This is a genomic window from Microbacterium sp. SCN 71-21 (assembly GCF_001725695.1).
Classification (GTDB): domain Bacteria; phylum Actinomycetota; class Actinomycetes; order Actinomycetales; family Microbacteriaceae; genus Microbacterium; species Microbacterium ginsengisoli.
Genome location: NZ_MEGA01000037.1, coordinates 23963 through 44448 on the forward strand (window position 1 = coordinate 23963; position 20486 = coordinate 44448).

Consider the following 20486-nt stretch of genomic DNA (forward strand, 5'->3'; position numbering starts at 1 on the left):
TTCGAACACGCCGTTCTACTATTGAATGGATCGTATACGACGACGTCCGGCGCCCACAAGGGAACGGCGACGAGAGGATGCCGCATGCCCCCCGAGAGCGCCCGCGATCAGCCCGCCTCGCAGACCCTCAGCCGCGGCATCCGCGTGCTCGAGGTGCTCGCCGAGGCGACCGGTCCGCTCTCGATCGACGAGGTCGCCGCGCGACTCGGCGTGCACCGTTCGGTCGCCTACCGGCTCGTGCGCACCCTCGAGGACCACGCACTCGTCGTGCGGGACGCCGGCGGCAGGCTCGCCCTCGGCGCCCGGCTCGCCGCGCTCGCCTCGCGGGTCTCCGCCGACCTGCAGGCCGAGGCACTGCCCGAGCTCACCGCCGTCGCCAACGAGCTCGGCATGACGTGCTTCCTCGCGGTGCACGACCGCGACGAGTGCGTCACCCTCGCCAGCGTCGAACCGCGCCACGCCGTCGCCTCGGTCGCCCAGCGACCGGGTGCCCGTCACGCCGTGACCGTCGGCGCACCCGGCAAGGCGATCCTCGCGCAGCTCGCCCCCGGCGAATGGCCCCCCGGCGCCTCCGACGCCCTGCGCGCCCAGGTGCGCACCGCCGGAGAACGCGGATACGCGACGAGCGCCGACGAGGTCATCCCGACCGTGCAGGCCGTCGCCGTGCCGCTCGCCCTGCGCGGACGGCCCGCCGCTGCCATAGCCGTCGTGCACGTCGCCAGCCCCGACGACCCCGAGCCGATCGCCCGGCGCCTCGAGCGGTGCGCCGCGGCGATCCGCTCGGCCCTCGACGGCTGACGGATCAGCGCGCGGCGGGAGTCACCAGGCGGAACACCTCGACGACGCCCGGTCGGGCGCGACGACGAGGCCCGCACCCCGACTCCTCGGACGTGCGGGCCTCGTCGCGAAACGCGTCAGCCGCGCGCCGCTCCGTAGATCGGGCTCTTCGCCTGCTCGGCCTCATGCTCGGGGCCGAGTGGGATGCCGCTGCGATCGCGCAAGAGGAGCGTCGCGATCAGGCCGATCACCGTCATGCCGGCGAGGTAGACCGTGACCGACAGGGTCGAGCCGGTGGCCTGCACGAGCGCCGTCGCAATGGTCGGAGCGAACGCGCCACCGAGGATCGCGCCGAGCGCGTACGAGATCGACACCCCGGAGAAACGGATCGAGGCGGGGAACAGCTCGGAGTACAGGGCCGCCTGAGGACCGTAGGTGAACCCCAGTCCGATCGTGAGGATGGCGAGTCCGAGGAACAGAGCGCCCACGCTGCCGCTGTTCACGAGCGGGAACAGGGTGAAGACGCCGACAAGCTGGGCGACCCATCCGATGATGTAGGTGGTGCGACGCCCGATGCGGTCGCTGAGCCATCCCGCGACCCACGTGGCGATGAGCCATGTGACAGCGGATCCGGCGACCGCCCAGAGCACCGGTTCACGGTCGAGCGCGATCGGACCCTTCGGGTCGGTGGCGTAGTTCTGGATGTAGCCGCCGGTCGTCATGTACCCGACCGCGTTGTTGCCGGCGAAGACGAGCGCCGCGATGATGACGAGCAGGGCGTGACGCCGGAACAGCTGCACGATGGGCATGCGCGTCTGCTCCTTGCGCTCGGCGATCTCGACGAAGACCGGGCTCTCCTCGACGCGACGACGCACCCAGTAGCCGATGAAGATGAGCACGATGCTGAGCAGGAACGGCACTCGCCATCCCCACGCGAGGAATGCGTCCCCGCGTGCGATGAGCGCCATCAGGGCCATCACGCCGGAGGCGAGCAGAAGCCCGATCGGCACGCCGATCTGGGGCGAGGCCCCGAAGAGACCGCGCTTCGTGCGCGGCGCGTGCTCGACGGCCATCAGGACGGCGCCACCCCATTCGCCTCCGGCGGAGATGCCCTGCAGGACGCGGAGCAGGATGAGGATGAGCGGCGCGCCGATCCCGATCGCCGAGTACGTCGGCAGAAGTCCGATGAGCGCCGTCGCGGCGCCCATCAGGATGAGCGTGAGCACGAGCACGCGGCGACGGCCGATGCGATCGCCGAAATGGCCCGCGAGGAATGCTCCGAGCGGACGGAACAGGAAGCTGATCCCCACCGTGAGGAACGAGAGGATCGTGGCGACGCCGGCACCGGCCGGCTTGAAGAACAGCTCGCCGAACACGAGTCCGACGGCCGAGGCGTAGATGAAGAAGTCGTACCACTCGACCGTGGTGCCGACGACTGTGGCGAAGACGACGCGTCGACGGTCGACCGCCGACGCGATGGTTCCGGTGGGCGTCAAGCCCTGCTGTGCTTCTGCGCTCATGCGCGGTGACTCCTTCGTCAAGGGGACTTCATCGTCTCCGGCAGCGTGATGGTGCGGCTTGCCGGTGTGCGGTTGATCATATACGATTTCGAATACGACGCAAGAGCGAGGGAGCTCATGACTCACGACACCGATACCGCGGCCGATCCGCGGTTCGCGGCACTGCCGACGAGGCCTGGCAAGGTCATCGCCGTGCACCTCAGCTACGCGTCCCGCGCCGACCAGCGGGGCCGCCGGCCTGCGCAGCCGAGCTACTTCCTGAAGCCGTCGAGCACCCTCGCCCCCACCGACGGCGTGCTCGTGCGCCCCGCCGGCACCGAGCTGCTCGCCTTCGAGGGCGAGATCGCGCTCGTGATCGGCACCCCCGCCCACCGGGTGACGCTCGCCGACGCCTGGGCGCACGTCGGGTGGGTCACCGCCTCGAACGACGTCGGCGTGTACGACCTCCGCGCCGTCGACAAGGGATCCAACGTGCGCTCCAAGGGCCGCGACGGTTTCACCCCGATCGGGCCCGGCCTCATCGACGCGCGCACCGTCGACCCCGCCGCGCTGCGCGTGCGCACCTGGGTCGACGGCGTCCTCGCGCAGGACGACACCACCGCCGACCTCATCTTCCCCCTGGCCCAGATCGTCGCCGACCTCGCCCAGCACATGACGCTCGAGCGCGGTGACGTCATCCTCACCGGCACCCCGGCGGGCTCGTCCGTCGTGCGCCCGGGGTCCGTCGTCGAGGTCGAGGTCGACGCCCCGGATGCCGCGGGCTCCCCCACGTCGGGCCGCCTGCGCTCGCGCGTGGTCGAGGGCGACGACGTCTTCGATGAGACCCTCGGCTCGCTTCCGGCGGTCGACGACACCCAGCGCGCCGAGGCCTGGGGATCGCGCGAGGAGGCGGGCCTCCCGCCGCTCCCCCGCCCGTTCGCCCTCGACGACGACCTGCGGGCGAAGCTCGCCCTCACCCCGGTCGCCGGCCTCTCGGCGCAGCTGCGCAAGCGCGGGCTCAACAACGTGACGATCGACGGCGTGCGGCCGCTGCATCCCGATCAGAAGCTCGTCGGACTCGCCAAGACGCTCCGCTTCCTCCCGCATCGCGAAGACCTGTTCGCCTCGCACGGCGGCGGCTACAACGCGCAGAAGCGCGCCTTCGACGAGGTGCGACCGGGTGAGGTCATCGTCATCGAGGCCCGTGGCGAGAGCGGATCCGGCACGCTCGGCGACATCCTGGCGCTGCGCGCACAGGCGCGCGGCTCGGCCGGTGTCATCACCGACGGCGGCGTGCGCGACGCCGACGCCGTCACCGCCGTGGGCATCCCGGTCTACACGGTGGGCGCCCACCCCGCCGTGCTCGGACGCCGCCACGTGCCCTGGGACATCGACGTCACGATCGCCTGCGGCGGCACCGTCGTGCAGCCCGGAGACGTCATCGTCGGCGACGCCGACGGCGTCATCGTCATCCCGCCCGCCCTGGTCGCGGAGGTCGTCGAGGCGGCCCTCGCACAGGAGGAGGAGGATGCCTGGGTGGCGGACCGCGTGCGGGAGGGACATCCCGTCGACGGCCTCTTCCCGCCCAACGAGGAGTGGAAGGCGAGGTACCGCGCATGGCGCGAGACGAACTGACGAGCGAGCGGGGCGCCGAGCGCCTCGCCGACCTGAGCAAGTCGCAGCAGGCGTACCACTTCATCAAGGAGCGCATCGCGAGCGGGCTGTTCGCGCCCGGCCACCGCCTGGTGCTCGGCGGCATCGCGGGCGAGCTCGACATGAGCGTGGTGCCGGTGCGCGAGGCGATCCGGCAGCTCGAGGCCGAGGGGCTGGTGACCTTCGAGCGCAACGTCGGCGCGCGGGTCTCGATGGTCGACGACACGCAGTACCGCTACAGCATGCAGGCCCTGAGCATCCTCGAGGGGACGGCCACGGCCCTCGCCGCCCGCCGGCTCACGGCCGACGACCTGCGCCGGGCCCGCCGCATCAACGAACTGATGATCGAGACCCTCGACAGCTTCGACCCCCGCGCGTTCACGAGCCTCAACCACGAGTTCCACTCGACGCTGTTCTCGAAGTGCGCGAACCCCCGCATGCTCGAGCTCGTCGAGGCGGAGTGGGGCCGGCTCGGCCATCTGCGCGACTCGACCTTCAGCTTCGTCCCGGGCCGCGCCCAGGAGTCGGTGCACGAGCACGAGAACATCGTGCTGCTCATCGAGCAGGGCGCCCCGCTCGGCGAGATCGAGAAGGCGGCCCGCCGCCACCGCTCCGCCACGCTCGACGCCTACATGATCCACGAACACCCCGACGAAGCCCTCGGGCTTCCCGCCTTCTGACCCTTCGAGGAGGTCCCATGTCCGACACCACCGTCGCACTCGACACCCACCACGTGCCCGCCGATCTGCCCACGCGCATTCAGCACTACATCGACGGCGCCTTCGTCGACTCGATCGACGGCGACACGTTCGACGTGCTCGACCCGGTCTCGAACGAGGTGTACCTGGAGGCCGCCGCCGGCAAGAAGGCCGACATCGACCGCGCCGTCGCCGCCGCGCGCCGCGCATTCGACGAGGGTCCGTGGCCGCGGATGCTGCCGCGCGAACGCGCCCGCGTGCTCACCCGCATCGCCCGACGCCCGCCTCGCCGAGCTGGAGTCGTTCGACTCGGGGCTGCCGATCACGCAGGCGCTCGGCCAGGCGCGCCGCGCCGCCGAGAACTTCCGCTTCTTCGCCGACCTGATCGTCGCCCAGGCCGATGACACCTACAAGGTCCCGGGGCGCCAGATCAACTACGTGAACCGCAAGCCGATCGGCGTCGCGGGTCTCATCACCCCGTGGAACACCCCGTTCATGCTCGAGTCGTGGAAGCTCGCCCCCGCGCTCGCCACCGGCAACACCGTGGTGCTCAAGCCCGCCGAGTTCACGCCGCTGTCGGCATCGCTGTGGGCCGGCATCTTCGAAGAGGCCGGCCTGCCGCAGGGCGTCTTCAACCTCGTGAACGGTCTCGGCGAGGACGCCGGCGACGCCCTCGTGAAGCACCCGGACGTGCCGCTGATCTCCTTCACCGGCGAGAGCCGCACCGGCCAGATCATCTTCGGCAACGCGGCCCCGTTCCTCAAGGGCCTGTCGATGGAGCTCGGCGGCAAGAGCCCGGCGATCGTGTTCGCCGACGCCGATCTGGATGCCGCGATCGACGCGACCATCTTCGGGGTGTTCTCCCTCAACGGCGAGCGCTGCACGGCCGGCAGCCGCATCCTCGTCGAGCGCGGGATCTACGACGAGTTCGTCGAGCGCTACGCGGCACAGGCGAAGCGCGTGACGGTGGGCTACCCGCACGACCCCGCCACCGAGGTCGGCGCGCTCGTGCACCCGGAGCACTACGCGAAGGTCATGAGCTACGTCGAGATCGGCAAGTCCGAGGGGCGCCTGGTCGCGGGCGGGTCCCGTCCGGAGGGCTTCGAGACGGGCAACTTCGTGTCGCCGACGGTGTTCGCCGACGTCGCCCCCGACGCGCGCATCTTCCAGGAGGAGATCTTCGGCCCGGTCGTGGCGATCACGCCTTTCGACTCCGACGAGGAGGCCCTCGCCCTCGCCAACGGCGTGCGCTACGGACTCGCCGCCTACGTGTGGACGAACGACCTGAAGCGCGCCCACAACTTCGCGCAGGCGATCGACGCCGGCATGGTGTGGCTGAACTCCAACAACGTGCGGGACTTGCGCACTCCGTTCGGCGGCGTGAAGGCGTCCGGCCTCGGCCACGAGGGCGGCTACCGCTCCATCGACTTCTACACCGAGCAGCAGGCCGTGCACATCACTCTCGGCGAGGTGCACAACCCGACCTTCGGCAAGGGCGCGAGCACCCACCACTGACCCGGATGCCGCGGGCAGTCGCCGCGGCATCCCTTCTTCTTCCCACCATCGAGCAAGGACGCTGACATGACCAATCCCGAAGACCGCACCCTGACCTCGTCGGGCTTCTACGTCTCCCAGGAGGCGCCGATCCGCACCGACAACCCGGTGCCCACGCCGACCTCGCCGGCACCCGACATCCTGCGGTGCGCGTACATGGAGCTCGTCGTGACCGACCTCGCCGCGTCGCGCGAGTTCTACGTCGACGTGCTGGACCTCGTGGTCACCGAGGAGGACGAGAACACGGTCTACCTCCGCTCGATCGAGGAGTTCATCCACCACAACCTGGTGCTGCGTCAGGGCCCGGTCGCCGCCGTCGCCGCGTTCTCGTACCGCGTGCGCACGCCCGAGGACCTCGACCGCGCGGTCGCGTTCTACACCGAGCTCGGATGCCGCGTCGAGCGTCGTGCGGAGGGCTTCACGAGGGGCATCGGCGAGTCGGTGCGCGTCGAGGACCCGCTCGGCTTCCCGTACGAGTTCTTCTACGAGGTCGAGCACGTCGAGCGTCTCGCCTGGCGCTACGACCTGTACACCCCGGGCGCGCTCGTGCGTCTCGACCACTTCAACCAGGTCACCCCCGACGTGCCCCGCGCGGTCGCGTTCATGCAGGATCTCGGCTTCCGGGTGACCGAGGACATCCAGGACGACGAGGGCACCGTCTACGCCGCGTGGATGCGCCGCAAGCCCACCGTGCACGACACCGCCATGACCGGCGGCGACGGCCCCCGCATGCATCACGTCGCCTTCTCGACCCACGAGAAGCACAACATCCTCGCGATCTGCGACAAGCTCGGTGCCCTCCGCCGCTCCGACGCGATCGAGCGGGGACCGGGTCGCCACGGCGTCTCGAACGCGTTCTACCTCTACCTGCGCGACCCCGACGGCCACCGCGTCGAGATCTACACGCAGGACTACTACACGGGCGACCCCGACAACCCGGTCGTGACGTGGGACGTGCACGACAACCAGCGCCGCGACTGGTGGGGCAACCCCGTCGTGCCGTCGTGGTACACCGATGCGTCGCTCGTGCTCGACCTCGACGGCAACCCGAAGCCCGTCGTGGCACGCACGGACGCCTCGGAGATGGCGGTCACGATCGGCGCCGACGGCTTCTCCTACACGCGACGCGACGAGGAGAGCGTCGCCGCAGGCGAGTTCAAGCTCGGCGCGCAGCTGTAGCGTTCAGGGCGAGAGGAGACATCCGGATGCTGCCCCCCGAGGTCATCGCCTCGCTCGCCGAGGAGCTCGCGGTCGCCGACCGCGAGAAGCGTGTCGTGCCGCGCATCACGGCGCGCCACCCCGACGCGACCGTCGAGGACTCGTACGCGATCCAGGGCGTATGGCGCGACCGCAGCCTTGCGGCGGGCCGTCGCCTCGTCGGCCGCAAGATCGGGCTGACGTCGCGGGCGATGCAGCAGGCGACCGGCATCACCGAGCCCGACTACGGAGTGATGTTCGACGACACGGTGTGGGAGAGCGGCGCGACGATCCCGTTCGACGCGTTCTCGAACGTGCGCATCGAGGTCGAGCTGGCGTTCGTGCTGGCCGCCCCTCTCGAGGGTCCGCACTGCTCGGTGTTCGACGTGCTGCGGGCGACCGAGTACGTGACACCGGCACTCGAGGTGCTGAACTCCCACATCGAGCTCGACGGGCGCACGATCGTCGACACCATCAGCGACAACGCCGCCTACGGCGGCATGGTGCTGGGCGGGTCGCCGGTCGCCCCCGACGCTGTCGACCTTCGCTGGATCTCGGCCCTGCTGTACCGCAACGAGACGATCGAGGAGACCGGTGTCGCGGCCGGCATCCTCGGCCACCCCGCCCTCGGGGTGGCGTGGCTCGCGAACAAGCTGCACCAGCACGGCGCCCGGCTCGAGGCGGGGGAGATCATCCTGGCGGGCTCGTTCACCCGCCCGACGTGGATCTCGCGCGGCGACACCGTGCTCGCCGACTACGGACCGCTGGGGGTCATCTCGTGCCGCTTCGCCTGACCCCGACCCTGCGCGATGTGCTCGCGGCGCAGCGCGCCTCTTCGTCGCCGCGCGCACTGGCGGGCATCTGGGCCTGCACCGGCTCGCCGCTCGTCGCCGAGATCTGTGCGGGGTCGGGCCTGGACTGGGTGCTCATCGACATGGAGCACTCCCCCAACGGGCTCGCCGATGTGCTCGCGCAGCTGCAGGCGGTGGCGGCGTACCCCGTGACATCCGTCGTACGGGTGCCGATCGGCGACACCGTCACCATCAAGCAGGTGCTCGATCTCGGCGCGCAGACGGTGCTCGTGCCGATGGTGTCCTCGGCCGCGCAGGCCGCCGAGCTCGTCGCCGATGTGCGCTACCCGCCCCGCGGTCGCCGCGGCGTCGGCTCGGCGCTCGCCCGCTCGGCACGCTGGAACCGCGTCGACGACTATCTCGCCGACGCCGACCGGCACGTCTCGCTGTTGGTGCAGATCGAAACGGCCGAGGGCGTGGCCGCGGCCGCCGAGATCGCAGCGGTCGACGGCGTCGACGGTGTGTTCGTGGGTCCGAGCGACCTGGCGGCATCGATGGGCGTGCTCGGCCAGCAGACGCATCCCGATGTCGTGGCGGCCGTGCACCGGGCGTTCGACGCGGTCCGCGCGGCCGGGAAGCCGGTCGGCGTGAACGCGTTCGACCCGGCTGTCGCCGATGCCTACATCGCCACGGGCGCGTCGTTCGTGCTCGTGGGCGCCGATGTCACCCTGCTCGCCCGCGGTTCCGAGGCCCTCGCCGCCCGCTTCGTGCCGGGCGACGACGCGGCGCCCCGCGCCGGCTACTGACGCGTCGCTGACGGAAAGGGCGGGGGGTGTCGAGAACCCCCGGGGGTTGTCGACGGGGGTGTCGAGAACCCCCGGCGCTCTCGACACCCCCCGCCACCCCGCTACCCCCGGGTCGACGGTCCGCCGCGAATTGACACGAGCGGACTCCTCTGAATATACGAGCGCAGGCGGCCCGAGGGAAGGTGCTTACGTAACGATTCGATCGAGTGCCAGGATGCCCCGCAGCGTGGCACGCAGCCACACCCGGTACGACGACATCTCCCACCCGAGCTGGGCGAACTGGAGGTAGGTCTCCGCCGAGGTCGCGACGGTCACCCGGTCCACGAGATCCGCCGGGGTGTCCGGCCTTCCCGTGAGGCCCCGCACGACAGTGAGGACGTTGTCGCGATGGGCGCGGGCCGCGGCATCCATCTGATCCCGGGCCCGGTCATCGGACGCGGACGCCTGCGCCCACACGATCGCGTAATGCGCGAAGTGCGGCACGGCGGCGCACGCGAGGTCGAGGAAGCGCTCGAGGCGCTCACCGGGGTCGGCGATGGCGGACATGTCGAGCTCGGCGAGCGCGCCGCGCAGGTCGGGGGCGCGGCCGAATGCACCGGCCCTCATCACCGCCATCAGGAGATCGAACTTCGACGAGAACCTCTGGAACACGAGATTCTCGGAGACATCCGCCTCGGCGGCGATCGCGGCGATCGTCGTGCCCGGCCAGCCCAACTCGTCGAAGTGGCGCGCCGCGGCTTCGAGGATCCGTCTGCTGCGCTCTTCGGCTGCCTTGCGCCGGCCCGACGAGTCGTAGGCCCGCTTGGTGGCGACCTCACTCATTACTGCTGTCCTTCCGCCCGCGGCGTGGGACCACTCTGCCACGCGCACCCGGGAGGGAGCCGACCGTAGGGTTGCGTCAGGATGCGACGGCCCGCTCGGCGGCCTCGACGACGTTCGTCAGCAGCAGCGCCACGGTCATCGGTCCCACCCCGCCGGGGTTCGGGGAGAGGAAGCCGGCGACGTCCGCGACATCCGGGGCCACATCGCCGTAGACGATCGACTTGCCGGTCTCGGGATCCCGCTCGCGGGTGACGCCGACATCGAGCACCGCAGCGCCCGGCTTCACGTGCTCGGCCCGCACGAGGTGGGCCACGCCCGCCGCGGCGACGATGACGTCGGCCTGCCGCAGGTGCGCTCCGAGGTCCCGCGTGCCGGTGTGGGTGAGGGTCACCGTCGCGTTGATCTCGCGGCGGGTGAGCAGTAGACCGATCGACCGGCCGATCGTGACGCCGCGGCCGACGACCGCGACATCCTTGCCGTTCAGGTCGTAGCCGTTGCGCTGCAGCAGCTCGATGACCGCCCGCGGCGTGCACGGGAGGGGGCTGGTGATCGTGCCGTTGACGTTGAGCACGAGTCGGCCGAGATTGGTCGGGTGCAGCCCGTCGGCGTCCTTCGCGGGGTCGATGTGCTCGAGCACCCGCTCGGTGTCGAGGTGCCCGGGGAGCGGGAGCTGCACGATGTAGCCGTGGCACGCCGGGTCGGCGTTGAGCGCGTCGATCGCCGCTTCCACATCGTCCTGCGTGGCGTCGCCCGGCAGTTCGACGTGGAGTGAGGCCATGCCGATCGCCTCCGCCTCGCGGTGCTTCATGCCGACGTAGAGCTGGGAGGCGGGGTCGGCGCCGACGAGCACGGTCGCGATGCCGGGCACCACGCCCTGCACGGCGAGCGCGGCCACGCGCACCCGCAGCTCGTCCTTGATGGCGGCGGCGGTGGCCCTGCCGTCGAGTCGTTCTGCTGTCACGGGTCGTCCTTTCGTGGCGCTGGGGCCACAGCCCCCGCGCCCGGAAGCGGATTTACTGCTGCAGGCCGTCGTAGAGCGGGAAGGCCGTGGTGAGGGCAGCGACGCGGGTGCGCAGCGCCTCGAGGTCGGCGCCGGGCACGAGCGCGAGCGCGATGATGTCGGCGACCTCGGTGAACTCGGCGTCGCCGAAGCCGCGGGTCGCGAGCGCCGGGGTGCCGATGCGCAGGCCCGAGGTGACCAGCGGCGGACGCGGGTCGTTGGGCACCGCGTTGCGGTTGACGGTGATGTGGATCTCGTGCAGCAGGTCTTCGGCCTGCTTGCCGTCGAGCTCCGCGTTGCGGAGGTCGACGAGCACGAGGTGCACGTCGGTGCCGCCGGAGCGCACGGTGATGCCGGCGCCGGCGACGTCGGCCTGGCTGAGCCGGTCGGCGATGAGGGCCGCACCGCGCACGGTGCGCTCCTGGCGGTCCTTGAACTCCGGTGTGCCGGCGAGCTTGAACGCGGTGGCCTTCGCGGCGATCACGTGCATGAGCGGGCCGCCCTGCTGGCCCGGGAAGACGGCAGAGTTGATCTTCTTCGCGAGCTCGGCGTCGTTGGTGAGGATGAAGCCCGAGCGGGGGCCGCCGATGGTCTTGTGCACGGTCGAGGAGACGACGTGCGCGTGCGGAACGGGCGAGGGGTGCACGCCCGCGGCGACGAGCCCGGCGAAGTGGGCCATGTCGACCCAGAGGAGTGCGCCGACCTCGTCGGCGATCGCACGGAAGCGCGCGAAGTCGAGGTGGCGGGGGTAGGCGGACCAGCCGGCGATGATGACCTTCGGCTGGTGCTCGACCGCGAGACGGTGCACCTCGTCCATGTCGATGAGCGAGGTCTCCGGGTCGACGCCGTAGGCGACGATGTTGTAGAGGCGGCCCGAGAAGTTGATCTTCATGCCGTGAGTGAGGTGGCCGCCCTGGTCGAGCGAGAGGCCGAGCAGCGTGTCGCCGGGGCGGGCGATCGCGTGCAGCACGGCGGCGTTCGCGGTGGCGCCCGAGTGGGGCTGCACGTTGGCGAACTCGGCACCGAAGAGCGCCTTGGCGCGGGCGATCGCCAGCTCCTCGGCGACGTCGACCTCCTCGCAGCCGCCGTAGTAGCGACGTCCGGGGTAGCCCTCGGCGTACTTGTTGGTCAGCACCGAGCCCTGCGACTGCAGCACCGAGACGGGAACGAAGTTCTCGGAGGCGATCATCTCGAGGTAGCCCTGCTGACGCCCGAGCTCTCGGTCGAGCACCTGCGCGATCTCGGGGTCGACCTCGGCGAGCGGGGCGTTGAAGTACGAATCGGTCATGGCGATCTCCTGACGACGGTTCGGAAAAAAGGGGTTCCGTATCGGCCCAGGCGTGCGGTCGATAACCGTGTCGGTCGCTCCCCGGTGGTGTCCCACCTCAACGCCAGTCGCGACGGGTCGAGCATATCGGATCGGAGGGTCTGGGCGAGGCATCCGTAGTTTGTTAGGGTTCCTTACATGACGAATGCCGCGCTGCTCCCCCGCCCGCTCGTCACCCGGGTCGCCGGCACCGCGCCGTGGCGCGGCGTCGCGGCGCCCGAGCCGGGCGCCCACGGGGTGATCGTCACGCGCCACCCGGGGGCCGCGGAGTCGTACCGGCTCCGGGTCGACGAGTCCGGCATCGAGATCTCCGCCGCCGACGACGCGGGCGTGTTCTACGCCGGTCGCACCCTCGCGCAGCTCGCCACCCGCGACGGCGAGGGCTGGGTCGTGCCCGCCATCGAGATCGAGGATGCCCCGCGGTTCCGGCACCGCGGGTTCATGCTCGACGTCGCGCGCCACTTCTTCCCGGTCGAGGTCGTGACGGCCCTCATCGACCGGCTCAGCGACCTGAAGCTCAACGTGCTGCACCTGCATCTGAGCGACGACCAGGGCTGGCGCCTGGCGATGGCGACGCGGCCCCTCCTCACCGAGCGCGCGAGCGCGACAGCGGCCCTCGGCGATGCGGGCGGCTTCTACACGGCCGACGACTACCGCACGATCGTCGCCCACGCGACCTCCCGGCACATGACCGTCGTGCCCGAGATCGACATGCCCGGACACACCCACGCCGTCTCGCTCGCCTACCCCGACATCGCGTGCGACCCCGTACTGAGCCCGCACATCGACGAGGTCGTCGCCGCCTACGGCGGCGGGGTGCCGACACGCGACGAGCCGTACACCGGGTTCGCGGTGGGGTTCTCGTCGCTGCGCACCGACCTCGAGGAGACGTACGACTTCGTGCGCGACGTCGTCGGCGAGCTCGCCGCGCTGACCCCCGGCCCCTACCTGCACCTCGGCGGCGACGAGGCGCTCGGCACCGACCGCGCCGACTTCGACCGATTCGTCGCACGCGCCGCCCGGCTCGTGATCGAGGCCGGCAAGATCCCCGTGACCTGGCACGAGGCGGGCGCCACGCCCGACCTGCCCGAAGGCACCATCGGGCAGTACTGGGGCTTCCGCACCCCGATCGAGGGGATGGACGAGAAGGCCCGCGGATTCGTGCGACGCGGGGGCCGCGTCATCCTCTCTCCGGCCGACGCGATCTACCTCGACATGAAGCCCGACGCCGACGAGCCGCTCGGCCTCACCTGGGCTGACGGCCCGACGAGCCTCGAACGCTCGTACGACTGGGACCCGGCGGAGGTCGTCCCCGGCGTCGCCGAAGCGGACATCCTCGGGGTCGAGGCCGCGATGTGGACCGAGACGGTGCGCACCGCCGCCGACATCGACCGCCTCATCTGGCCGCGGCTCGCGTCGGCGGCCGAGAAGGCGTGGTCACCGCGCGGCATCGACGCGGCCGACTTCCACGGGCGGGTCGCGCGCATCGCGTGGCGTCCGCTCGGAGGCGTCTCATGACGAGCACGGTGATCCACTCGGCCCGGCTCGTCACGGCCGGAGTCGAGACCGCCGACGCGTGGGTGCGGTTCGAGGGCGCGCAGGTCGTCGCGATCGGCACCGGCGACGGGTGGGAACCCGCAGAGCGCGTGGTCGACGCGACGGATGCCGCCGGCCCCGGTGCCGTGCTCACGCCCGGGTTCCTCGACCTGCACGGGCACGGCGGCGCGGGTCACGCCTACGACGACGGCCCCGACGACGTGCGGGCGGCACGCGCCCTGCACCGTGCGCACGGCACGACCCGGGCGGTGGTCTCGCTCGTGACCGCGCCGCCGCCGCTGCTCGCCCGCCGCGCCGCGATGGTGGCGGAGCTGACCCGCACCGATGCCGACATCCTCGGCTCGCACCTCGAGGGTCCCTTCCTCGCGCCCGCCCGGCGCGGCGCCCACGAAGCGGCCCTCCTCACGCCGCCGACCCCGCATCTGCTCGACGCGTTCCTCGCCGCGGGCGACGACACGATCGTGCAGGTGACGCTCGCCCCCGAACTCCCCGGCGGGCTTGACGCCGTGCGACGCCTCGTGTCAGCGGGGGTCGCGGTCGCCGTCGGACACACCGAGGCCGGATGGGATGAGGCATCCGCCGCCTTCGACGCCGGGGCGAGCCTCGTCACCCACGCGTTCAACGCCATGCCCGGGCTCGGCCACCGCGCGCCGGGGCCGCTGGGGGCGGCACTGGCCCGCGACGGTGTCACGATCGAGGCGATCGCCGACGGCGTGCACGTGCATCCGGCACTCATCCGCGTGCTGATGGATGCCGCGCCCCGACGCGTCGCGCTCATCACCGACGCGATGGCGGCCGCGGGCTCCGGCGACGGGCGGTACCTGCTCGGCGCGCTCGACGTCGACGTGACCGACGGCGTCGCACGCCTCGCCGGGGACGGCACGATCGCCGGCTCCACCCTCACGCAGGACGCCGCGCTGCGCACCGCTGTCGCCGCGGGCGTCTCCCTTCCCGTCGCGGTCGAGGCCCTCACCGGGGCGCCCGCCCGCGCGATCGCCCGCGACGACCTCGGCGCGCTCGCACCGGGCCGCCTCGCCGATGCTGTGCTGCTCGATGCGCGCCTCACCGTGCGCGGCGTCTGGACGGCGGGCGCGAATCTAGACTTGACGGCGTGAGTTCTCCGACCGACGCGCCGCTTCCCGCGGGCACCCGCCCCGCCCTGACGCCGCTCGACCTGCTGGCGTTCCTGTGCGAGATCATCGCGTTCGTCGTGCTCGCCTTCTGGGGCTTCGCCGCCTGGCCGTTCCCGTGGAACATCGTCGTCGGCATCGGCGCGCCCGTCGTGGCGATCCTGCTGTGGGCGCTCTTCGTCAGCCCCCGCGCGGTGCTGCGGGTGCACCCGTTCGTGCGCGCCGCCGTCGAGCTGCTCGTCTACGTGAGCGCCACGATCGCCTTCTGGTCGATGGGGCTCGCGTGGGTCGGCCTCGGCTACGGCATCGTCGCGGTGACGGTCGGACTCATCGCGGGCCTGCGGCGCCTGGGATGAGCGCGGCCGACGTCGTCGCCCGGCTGCAGCAGACGCTGCCCGGCCGCGTCGACGTGAGCGTCGCCGCCCGTGAGGCCGCCCGTGCGGACGCGTCGGGCCACGCGGCATCCGCCCCGCCGCTGTGCGTCGTCGAGGCCCGATCGGTCGCCGACGTGCAGCAGGTGCTGCGCATCGCGAGCGCCACCGGCACCCCCGTCGTCACCCGTGGCGCCGGCACGGGTCTCGCGGGCGGCGCGAACGCCGGCGGCGGCGAGATCGCCCTGTCGGTGCGCCACATGGACCGGGTGCTCGAGGTGCGGCCCGACGACCTCATCGCCGTCGTCGAGCCGGGCATCGTCAACGCCGACCTCGACGCCCATCTCGCCCCGTACGGCCTGTGGTGGGCGCCCGACCCGGCCTCCCGCGCGATCTCGACCGTGGGCGGCAACATCGCGACCGGCGCCGGCGGCCTGCTGTGCGCGAAGTACGGCGTCGTGCGCGACGCGGTACTCGGGGTCGACGCGGTGCTCGCCGACGGCACCCTGCTGCACCTCGGCCACCGCACCGTGAAGGGCGTCACCGGCTACGACCTCACATCGCTGCTCATCGGGTCGGAGGGAACCCTCGGCGTCATCGTCGGCGCGACCCTGAAGCTGCGCCGTCGCGTGCCCGGCGAGGTCTCGACGATCGCGGCGGTGTTCGCCGACGTGCGCACCGCTGCCGCGGCGTCCGCCGCCGTCACGGCCGCCGGAGTGCAGCCCGCCATCATGGAACTGATGGATGCCGCGAGCCTCGCGGCCGTGCACGACCTGCTCGAGCTCGCGCCGCCGCCCGCGGGCGCCGCGCAGCTGACCATCCAGACCGACGGCCCCGCGGCCGCCGCCGAGGCCGCCGAGGTCGCGCAGATCCTCGCGGCGCACGGCGGCGAGGTCGAGGTGACCACCGACGCCGCCCGCGGCGAGGAGCTGCTGCGCATCCGCCGGTCGATGCACCCCGCGATGGCGCGGCTCGGCACGACCCTCATCGAGGATGTCTCGGTGCCCCGCTCGCAGCTGGCGGCGATGTTCGACGAGATCGCGGCCGTCGAGGCGCGCTACGGACTGCGCATCCCCGCGGTCGCGCATGCCGGTGACGGCAACCTGCACCCCAACTTCATCTTCGACGGACCCGAGGTGCCCCCGGCGGTCTGGGAGGCGGCGGACGCGCTGTTCCAGGCGGCGCTGCGGCTCGGCGGCACCCTCACCGGCGAGCACGGCGTCGGAGTGCTGAAGCGCCGGTGGCTGCGCGACGAGCTCGGCGACGCCCAGTGGCAGCTGCAGCAGCGCGTGCGGCAGGCGTTCGATCCGGCCGGCATCCTCAACCCGGGGAAGGTGTTCGAGCCGGCCCCCGAGATCCGGGTGAGCGCCGGCGTCGTGATCGACGAGCACGGCCGGGCGGTCGTGGTGCGCAAGGCCGGTGCGGTCGTGTTCCAGCAGCCGGGCGGGAAGCCCGAGGCCGGCGAGGACGCCACGACGGCGCTCGTGCGGGAGATCGCGGAGGAGATCGGCGTGCACGTCGACCCGGCGCAGGTCGAGCCGCTCGGAGTGTTCCGCGATCTAGCGGCGAACGAGCCCGGCCACACGGTCGTGGCCGACGCGTTCCGGGTGCGGGTGCGCCATGCCGACGTCGCGCGCGGCGGGGAGATCGAGGAGCTGCGCTGGCTGACCGCGGCGGATGCCGCATCCACCCCGCTCGCGAACCTCAGCCGCAATCACCTGCTGCGACTCGCGTGGGAGTGAGCGGCTCCGGTCACAGACCCTGCCAGGCCGGCTTGTTCGCCCAGGCGTAGCGGTAGTAGTCGGCGTCGCCCAGCGCCGACGCCGCGGCCTCGTCGATCACGACCGTGGCGTGCGGGTGCAGCTGGATCGCCGACCCGGGCACCGAGGCCGACAGCGGTCCCTCGACCGCGCCGGCGACCGCCGCCGCCTTGCCCTCGCCGAACGCGAGGAGCACCAGGTGGCGCGCCCGCAGGATCGTGCCGAGTCCCTGCGTGATGCAGTGCATCGGCACGTCGTCCGGGGACGCGAAGAAGCGCGCGTTGTCGCGCCGCGTCTGCGCCGTCAGGGTCTTCACGCGCGTGAGCGAGGCGAACGACGAGCCCGGCTCATTGAAGCCGATGTGCCCGTCGGAGCCGATGCCGAGGATCTGCAGATCCACCCCGCCCGCCTCGGCGATCGCCCGTTCGTAGTCGGCGCCGGCGTGCGCGATGCCCTCGAGCGCCCCGTCGGGCGTGCGCACCCGGTCGGGGTCGAGGCCCAGCGGCTCGACCACCTCGCGCGTGATGACCGCGCGGTACGACTCGGGATGCCCCGGCTCGAGCCCGACGTACTCGTCGAGCGCGAAGCCGCGCACCCGCGACACGTCGAGGTCGGCAACGAGCCGCGCGAGGGCGCGGTAGACCGGCAGCGGCGTGGAACCGGTCGCGAGCCCCAGCACCGCGTCGGGCGTGCGGGCGATGAGGGCGGCGATCTCGCGGGCGACGAGGGAGCCCGCGGCATCCGCGTCGGGGAGGATCACGATCTCAGCCATGGGTCATCGCCCTCCGGGTCGCGGCGGCGCCGACGAGCGCCGCACCGAAGGCGGGCGCCGGCGAGGCCGGGGGCAGCAGACGCAGCCGGGCGGGCACGTCGAGGGAACGGAGGAATCCGGATGCCGCGGTGCCCTCGTCGAGCGCCGCCTGCACCGGCACGGTGAGGCGCTCGCGCAGGGCGGTCAGCCCGCCGCCGAGCACGACGGTGTCGACGTCGCACGTCAGCACCAGCAGGCGCACGGCGGCGGCGACGCCGCGCGCGAGGCCGTCGCGCAGCTCGACCGCCCGCGGATCGCCGGCGTCGGCAGCGTCGAACACGTCGCGCACCGGCAGCACGGCCGCGCGCCCCCACCTCTCGGCGATCGCCCCGCCTCCGGCGAGGGCCTCGATGCATCCGCGCTGGCCGCAACGGCACGCGGGCCCGCGCGGATCGATGGACACGTGGCCCACCTCGCCCGCCGCCCCCCGTGCACCGCGCCACAGGTCGCCGTCGACGACGATGCCGGCGGCCACGCCCGTGCCGAGGTTCAGGTAGGCCATGCTGCGGTCGAGCCGTTCGATCGCGTAGGCGCCGAGCGCGGCCGCCTTCACGTCGTTCTCTACCCGCACCGGCGTGCCGAGCACAGACGCGACGACGGATGCCACCTCCAGCCGCTCGAGCCCCAGATTGACCGCGTGCGCGACCCGCTCGCCGCGGTCGTCCACCTGGCCCGGAAGCCCGACCCCCACCGAGGCGAACGACGCGACGGCGACGCCGAGCTCGCCGGCGAGGTCGTGCACCGTGTCGACGATCGTGCGAACGACGCCCTCCGGGCCCACTCGCGTCGGGCGGCGCACCCGCACGACCACCTCCCCGGTCGCGTCGTCGACGGCGACGGCGTCGGTCTTCGTACCGCCGACGTCGAGGCCCACCCTCATGAGGCGCCTCCCCCGCGAGGAGGGGCGCTGCGCGGCATCCGGGTCATCCCTTGACCGCCCCCGACACGAGGCCCGCGGCCATGCGCCGCTGCACGATCAGGAAGAACACGATCACGGGGATAGCCATGAGGGTGGACGCGGCCATCACGACCGACCAGTCGGTCGCCTTCGTGGCCTGCACGAAGCTGCGCAGCCAGATCGGCAGCGTCTGCGATTCGGGGCGGGTCATGATCACGAGCGCGAACACGAACTCGTTCCACGCCTGGATGAACGCGAACACGCCGGTGGCGACGAGTCCCGGGGCGAGCAGGGGGAACGTCACCCGCCAGAACGCGCCGGTACGGCTGCAGCCGTCGATCATCGCCGCCTCCTCGAGGTCGGCGGGGATGCCGGCGACGAACCCCCGCAGGGTCCAGATCGTGAACGGCAGCACGAGCGCGATGTAGACGAGCGACAGCCCGATCATCGTGTTCACGAGGTGCCAGCCGTCGAGCACGCGGAAGGTCGAGATGATCATCGACTCCGCAGGGATCATCTGCACGACGAGCACCGTCACGATGATCGCGGTGCGCCCGCGGAAGCGGAACCGCGACAGCACGATCGCCGCGAGGAAGGCGAAGACGAGGGCGGCGGCGACCGTCACGACCGTCACGACGACGCTCGTGAGCAGGGCCGCGCCGAAGCCGCTGGAGCCGAGCGCGGTGACGTAGTTCTGCACCGTGAACAGGTCGGGCCACAGGTGCGGGGTGTCGCTCTTGATGGCGGACCCCGGCAGCAGCGAGGTGTTGACCATCCAGTAGACCGGGAAGATCGAGAACGCGATCACGACGACCGCGGCGGCGTTCAACAGCACGCGGGAGGTGCGTCGGCGGGCGAGGGCGCTCACGCGCGGTCCTCCTTGAGCATGGAGCGGATGTAGTACGCCGAGAGGGCGAGCATGATGACGACGAGGATGACGCTGATCGCCCCGCCCGCGCCGAGGTCGCCCGAGGCCATCGAGACGCTGTAGATGTAGACGCCGATCGTGTTCGTGTCGGCGCGCACGCCGCCCACCGTCTGCAGGGCGTAGATCTGCGCGAACACGCGCAGATCCCAGATGATCTGCAGGATCAGCAGCACCGTGAGGATCGAGCGGAGGTAGGGGAAGACCACGAGGCGGAACCGCTGGAGCCCGCCGGCCCCGTCGAGCGCGGCCGCCTCGAGCACCTCATCGGGCACCTGGGTGAGACCGGCGTAGACGGTGAAGGCGACGAACGGCACGGCGCCCCACGTGATGATGATGGCGGCGACCGTGAAGAAGCTCACCGGGTCGATCAGCCAGCTGTGGCCCGTCCAGTCCTGGCCCGTCACCCGGGTGAGCACCCAGTTCACGAGACCGTACTGGGTGTCGAAGATCCAGCCCCACACGATCGTGGCGGTGAGGGCCGGCATCGCCCAGGCGAGCAGCAGTGCGACCGAGACGGCGGTGCGCATGACCGCGCGCAGCTTCGTCATGAGCACCGCGATCAGCACGCCGAGGATCATGGTGGCGGTCACGCTCACGACGCACAGCACGACGCTGCGGGCGAGCACGGTCCAGAACTCGGGGTCGCTGAGCACCCGCCCGTAGTTCTCGAGGCCCACGAACAGCGGGGGCTTCCCGAAGATCTGCTCGCGCCCGAACTTCTGGAACGACATCACGATCAGCTGCACCAGCGGCCAGCCGATGAACACGGCCAGCATGATGAACGCCGGCAGCAGCAGCACCCACGGGGTGCGGGAACGGCGGCGCCGGACGGGCGGCGCGGGGCGGGCGGAGCGGCCGGGCGCGGCATCCGTCGCCGTCGGGGCGAGCTGGGTGGTCATCGCGCGCC

Annotated in this window: 18 protein-coding genes, 2 pseudogenes and 1 riboswitch; of the genes and pseudogenes, 12 read left to right on the plus strand and 8 right to left on the minus strand. The window is 71.9% G+C overall.

Translation table 11 applies throughout. The annotated features are described in order from the left end of the window. Positions 1-84: 84 nt before the first annotated feature. Positions 85-798: an IclR family transcriptional regulator gene (locus ABT08_RS07320; RefSeq protein WP_288114414.1), complete on the plus strand. Its 714-nt coding sequence runs from the start codon at positions 85-87 to the stop codon at positions 796-798. A 116-nt stretch (positions 799-914) separates the two neighbouring features. On the opposite strand, the gene ABT08_RS07325 is transcribed toward ABT08_RS07320, so the two are convergent. Next, the gene (locus ABT08_RS07325; RefSeq protein ID WP_288114417.1) at positions 915-2297 is read right to left on the minus strand and encodes an MFS transporter; all 1383 of its coding nucleotides are present in this window, start codon (positions 2295-2297) and stop codon (positions 915-917) included. Between the two features lie 117 nt (positions 2298-2414). Here ABT08_RS07325 and ABT08_RS07330 point away from each other — a divergent pair, with 117 nt between their 5' ends. The 6 genes and pseudogenes from ABT08_RS07330 (at position 2415) to ABT08_RS07355 (ending at position 8975) form a co-directional block, all read left to right on the plus strand. Next, positions 2415-3911, plus strand: a complete 1497-nt coding sequence (locus ABT08_RS07330; protein WP_056518642.1) for a fumarylacetoacetate hydrolase family protein — start codon at positions 2415-2417, stop codon at positions 3909-3911. Next, a complete protein-coding gene (locus ABT08_RS07335; protein ID WP_045248201.1) occupies positions 3893-4609 on the plus strand; it encodes a GntR family transcriptional regulator in 717 nt (238 codons plus the stop codon). The genes ABT08_RS07330 and ABT08_RS07335 overlap by 19 nt, the downstream gene beginning before the upstream one ends. Before the next feature lie 17 nt (positions 4610-4626). After that, positions 4627-6142, plus strand: a pseudogene (gene hpaE / locus ABT08_RS07340) (5-carboxymethyl-2-hydroxymuconate semialdehyde dehydrogenase). Between the two features lie 66 nt (positions 6143-6208). Continuing rightward, the gene (gene hpaD / locus ABT08_RS07345) at positions 6209-7360 is read left to right on the plus strand and encodes a 3,4-dihydroxyphenylacetate 2,3-dioxygenase (protein WP_288114419.1); all 1152 of its coding nucleotides are present in this window, start codon (positions 6209-6211) and stop codon (positions 7358-7360) included. A gap of 26 nt (positions 7361-7386) precedes the next feature. Continuing rightward, on the plus strand, positions 7387-8172 hold the full coding sequence (hpaH, locus tag ABT08_RS07350; RefSeq protein ID WP_045248198.1) for a 2-oxo-hept-4-ene-1,7-dioate hydratase: 786 nt from the start codon (positions 7387-7389) through the stop codon (positions 8170-8172). Next, positions 8157-8975 carry an aldolase/citrate lyase family protein gene (locus tag ABT08_RS07355; protein WP_288114421.1) on the plus strand — a complete coding sequence of 273 codons (819 nt, stop codon included), beginning with the start codon at positions 8157-8159 and terminating at the stop codon, positions 8973-8975. Before hpaH ends, ABT08_RS07355 begins: the two co-directional genes overlap by 16 nt. Positions 8976-9161: 186 nt before the next feature. On the opposite strand, the gene ABT08_RS07360 is transcribed toward ABT08_RS07355, so the two are convergent. The 3 genes from ABT08_RS07360 to glyA form a co-directional block, all read right to left on the minus strand. Further along, a complete protein-coding gene (locus ABT08_RS07360) occupies positions 9162-9797 on the minus strand; it encodes a TetR/AcrR family transcriptional regulator (protein ID WP_288114424.1) in 636 nt (211 codons plus the stop codon). A gap of 76 nt (positions 9798-9873) precedes the next feature. After that, the gene (locus ABT08_RS07365; protein WP_288114426.1) at positions 9874-10758 is read right to left on the minus strand and encodes a bifunctional methylenetetrahydrofolate dehydrogenase/methenyltetrahydrofolate cyclohydrolase; all 885 of its coding nucleotides are present in this window, start codon (positions 10756-10758) and stop codon (positions 9874-9876) included. A gap of 52 nt (positions 10759-10810) precedes the next feature. Continuing rightward, a complete protein-coding gene (glyA, locus tag ABT08_RS07370) occupies positions 10811-12085 on the minus strand; it encodes a serine hydroxymethyltransferase (protein WP_288114428.1) in 1275 nt (424 codons plus the stop codon). 37 nt (positions 12086-12122) lie between these two features. Further along, positions 12123-12206: riboswitch (ZMP/ZTP riboswitch) on the minus strand. A gap of 56 nt (positions 12207-12262) precedes the next feature. On the opposite strand from glyA, the gene ABT08_RS07375 reads away from it, so the two are divergent. From ABT08_RS07375 to ABT08_RS07395, 5 genes and pseudogenes are all read left to right on the plus strand, one after another. Beyond that, positions 12263-13642 carry a beta-N-acetylhexosaminidase gene (locus tag ABT08_RS07375; RefSeq protein WP_288114430.1) on the plus strand — a complete coding sequence of 460 codons (1380 nt, stop codon included), beginning with the start codon at positions 12263-12265 and terminating at the stop codon, positions 13640-13642. Next, positions 13639-14796, plus strand: coding sequence for an N-acetylglucosamine-6-phosphate deacetylase (gene nagA / locus ABT08_RS07380; RefSeq protein WP_288114431.1), 1158 nt, complete (start codon positions 13639-13641; stop codon positions 14794-14796). The genes ABT08_RS07375 and nagA overlap by 4 nt, the downstream gene beginning before the upstream one ends. Continuing rightward, positions 14793-15167 carry a YrdB family protein gene (locus tag ABT08_RS07385; protein ID WP_045245874.1) on the plus strand — a complete coding sequence of 125 codons (375 nt, stop codon included), beginning with the start codon at positions 14793-14795 and terminating at the stop codon, positions 15165-15167. Before nagA ends, ABT08_RS07385 begins: the two co-directional genes overlap by 4 nt. Then, positions 15164-16528 (plus strand): annotated as a pseudogene (locus ABT08_RS07390) (FAD-binding oxidoreductase); the annotation flags it as partial. The gene ABT08_RS07385 and the pseudogene ABT08_RS07390, both read left to right, overlap by 4 nt. A 30-nt stretch (positions 16529-16558) precedes the next feature. Further along, complete coding sequence (locus tag ABT08_RS07395; RefSeq protein WP_273189867.1) at positions 16559-16924, plus strand: NUDIX hydrolase; 366 nt, start codon at positions 16559-16561, stop codon at positions 16922-16924. 10 nt (positions 16925-16934) lie between these two features. Here ABT08_RS07395 and ABT08_RS07400 read toward each other — a convergent pair whose 3' ends face one another. The 4 genes from ABT08_RS07400 to ABT08_RS07415 are packed head-to-tail and all read right to left on the minus strand — an operon-like array spanning position 16935 to position 20478. Next, on the minus strand, positions 16935-17714 hold the full coding sequence (locus ABT08_RS07400; RefSeq protein ID WP_056207866.1) for a glucosamine-6-phosphate deaminase: 780 nt from the start codon (positions 17712-17714) through the stop codon (positions 16935-16937). Beyond that, positions 17707-18633: an ROK family protein gene (locus ABT08_RS07405; RefSeq protein WP_288114436.1), complete on the minus strand. Its 927-nt coding sequence runs from the start codon at positions 18631-18633 to the stop codon at positions 17707-17709. Before ABT08_RS07405 ends, ABT08_RS07400 begins: the two co-directional genes overlap by 8 nt. 43 nt (positions 18634-18676) lie before the next feature. Continuing rightward, positions 18677-19519, minus strand: a complete 843-nt coding sequence (locus tag ABT08_RS07410; RefSeq protein ID WP_137878290.1) for a carbohydrate ABC transporter permease — start codon at positions 19517-19519, stop codon at positions 18677-18679. Continuing rightward, a complete protein-coding gene (locus ABT08_RS07415; protein WP_288114439.1) occupies positions 19516-20478 on the minus strand; it encodes a carbohydrate ABC transporter permease in 963 nt (320 codons plus the stop codon). The genes ABT08_RS07410 and ABT08_RS07415 overlap by 4 nt, the downstream gene beginning before the upstream one ends. Positions 20479-20486 lie beyond the last annotated feature (8 nt).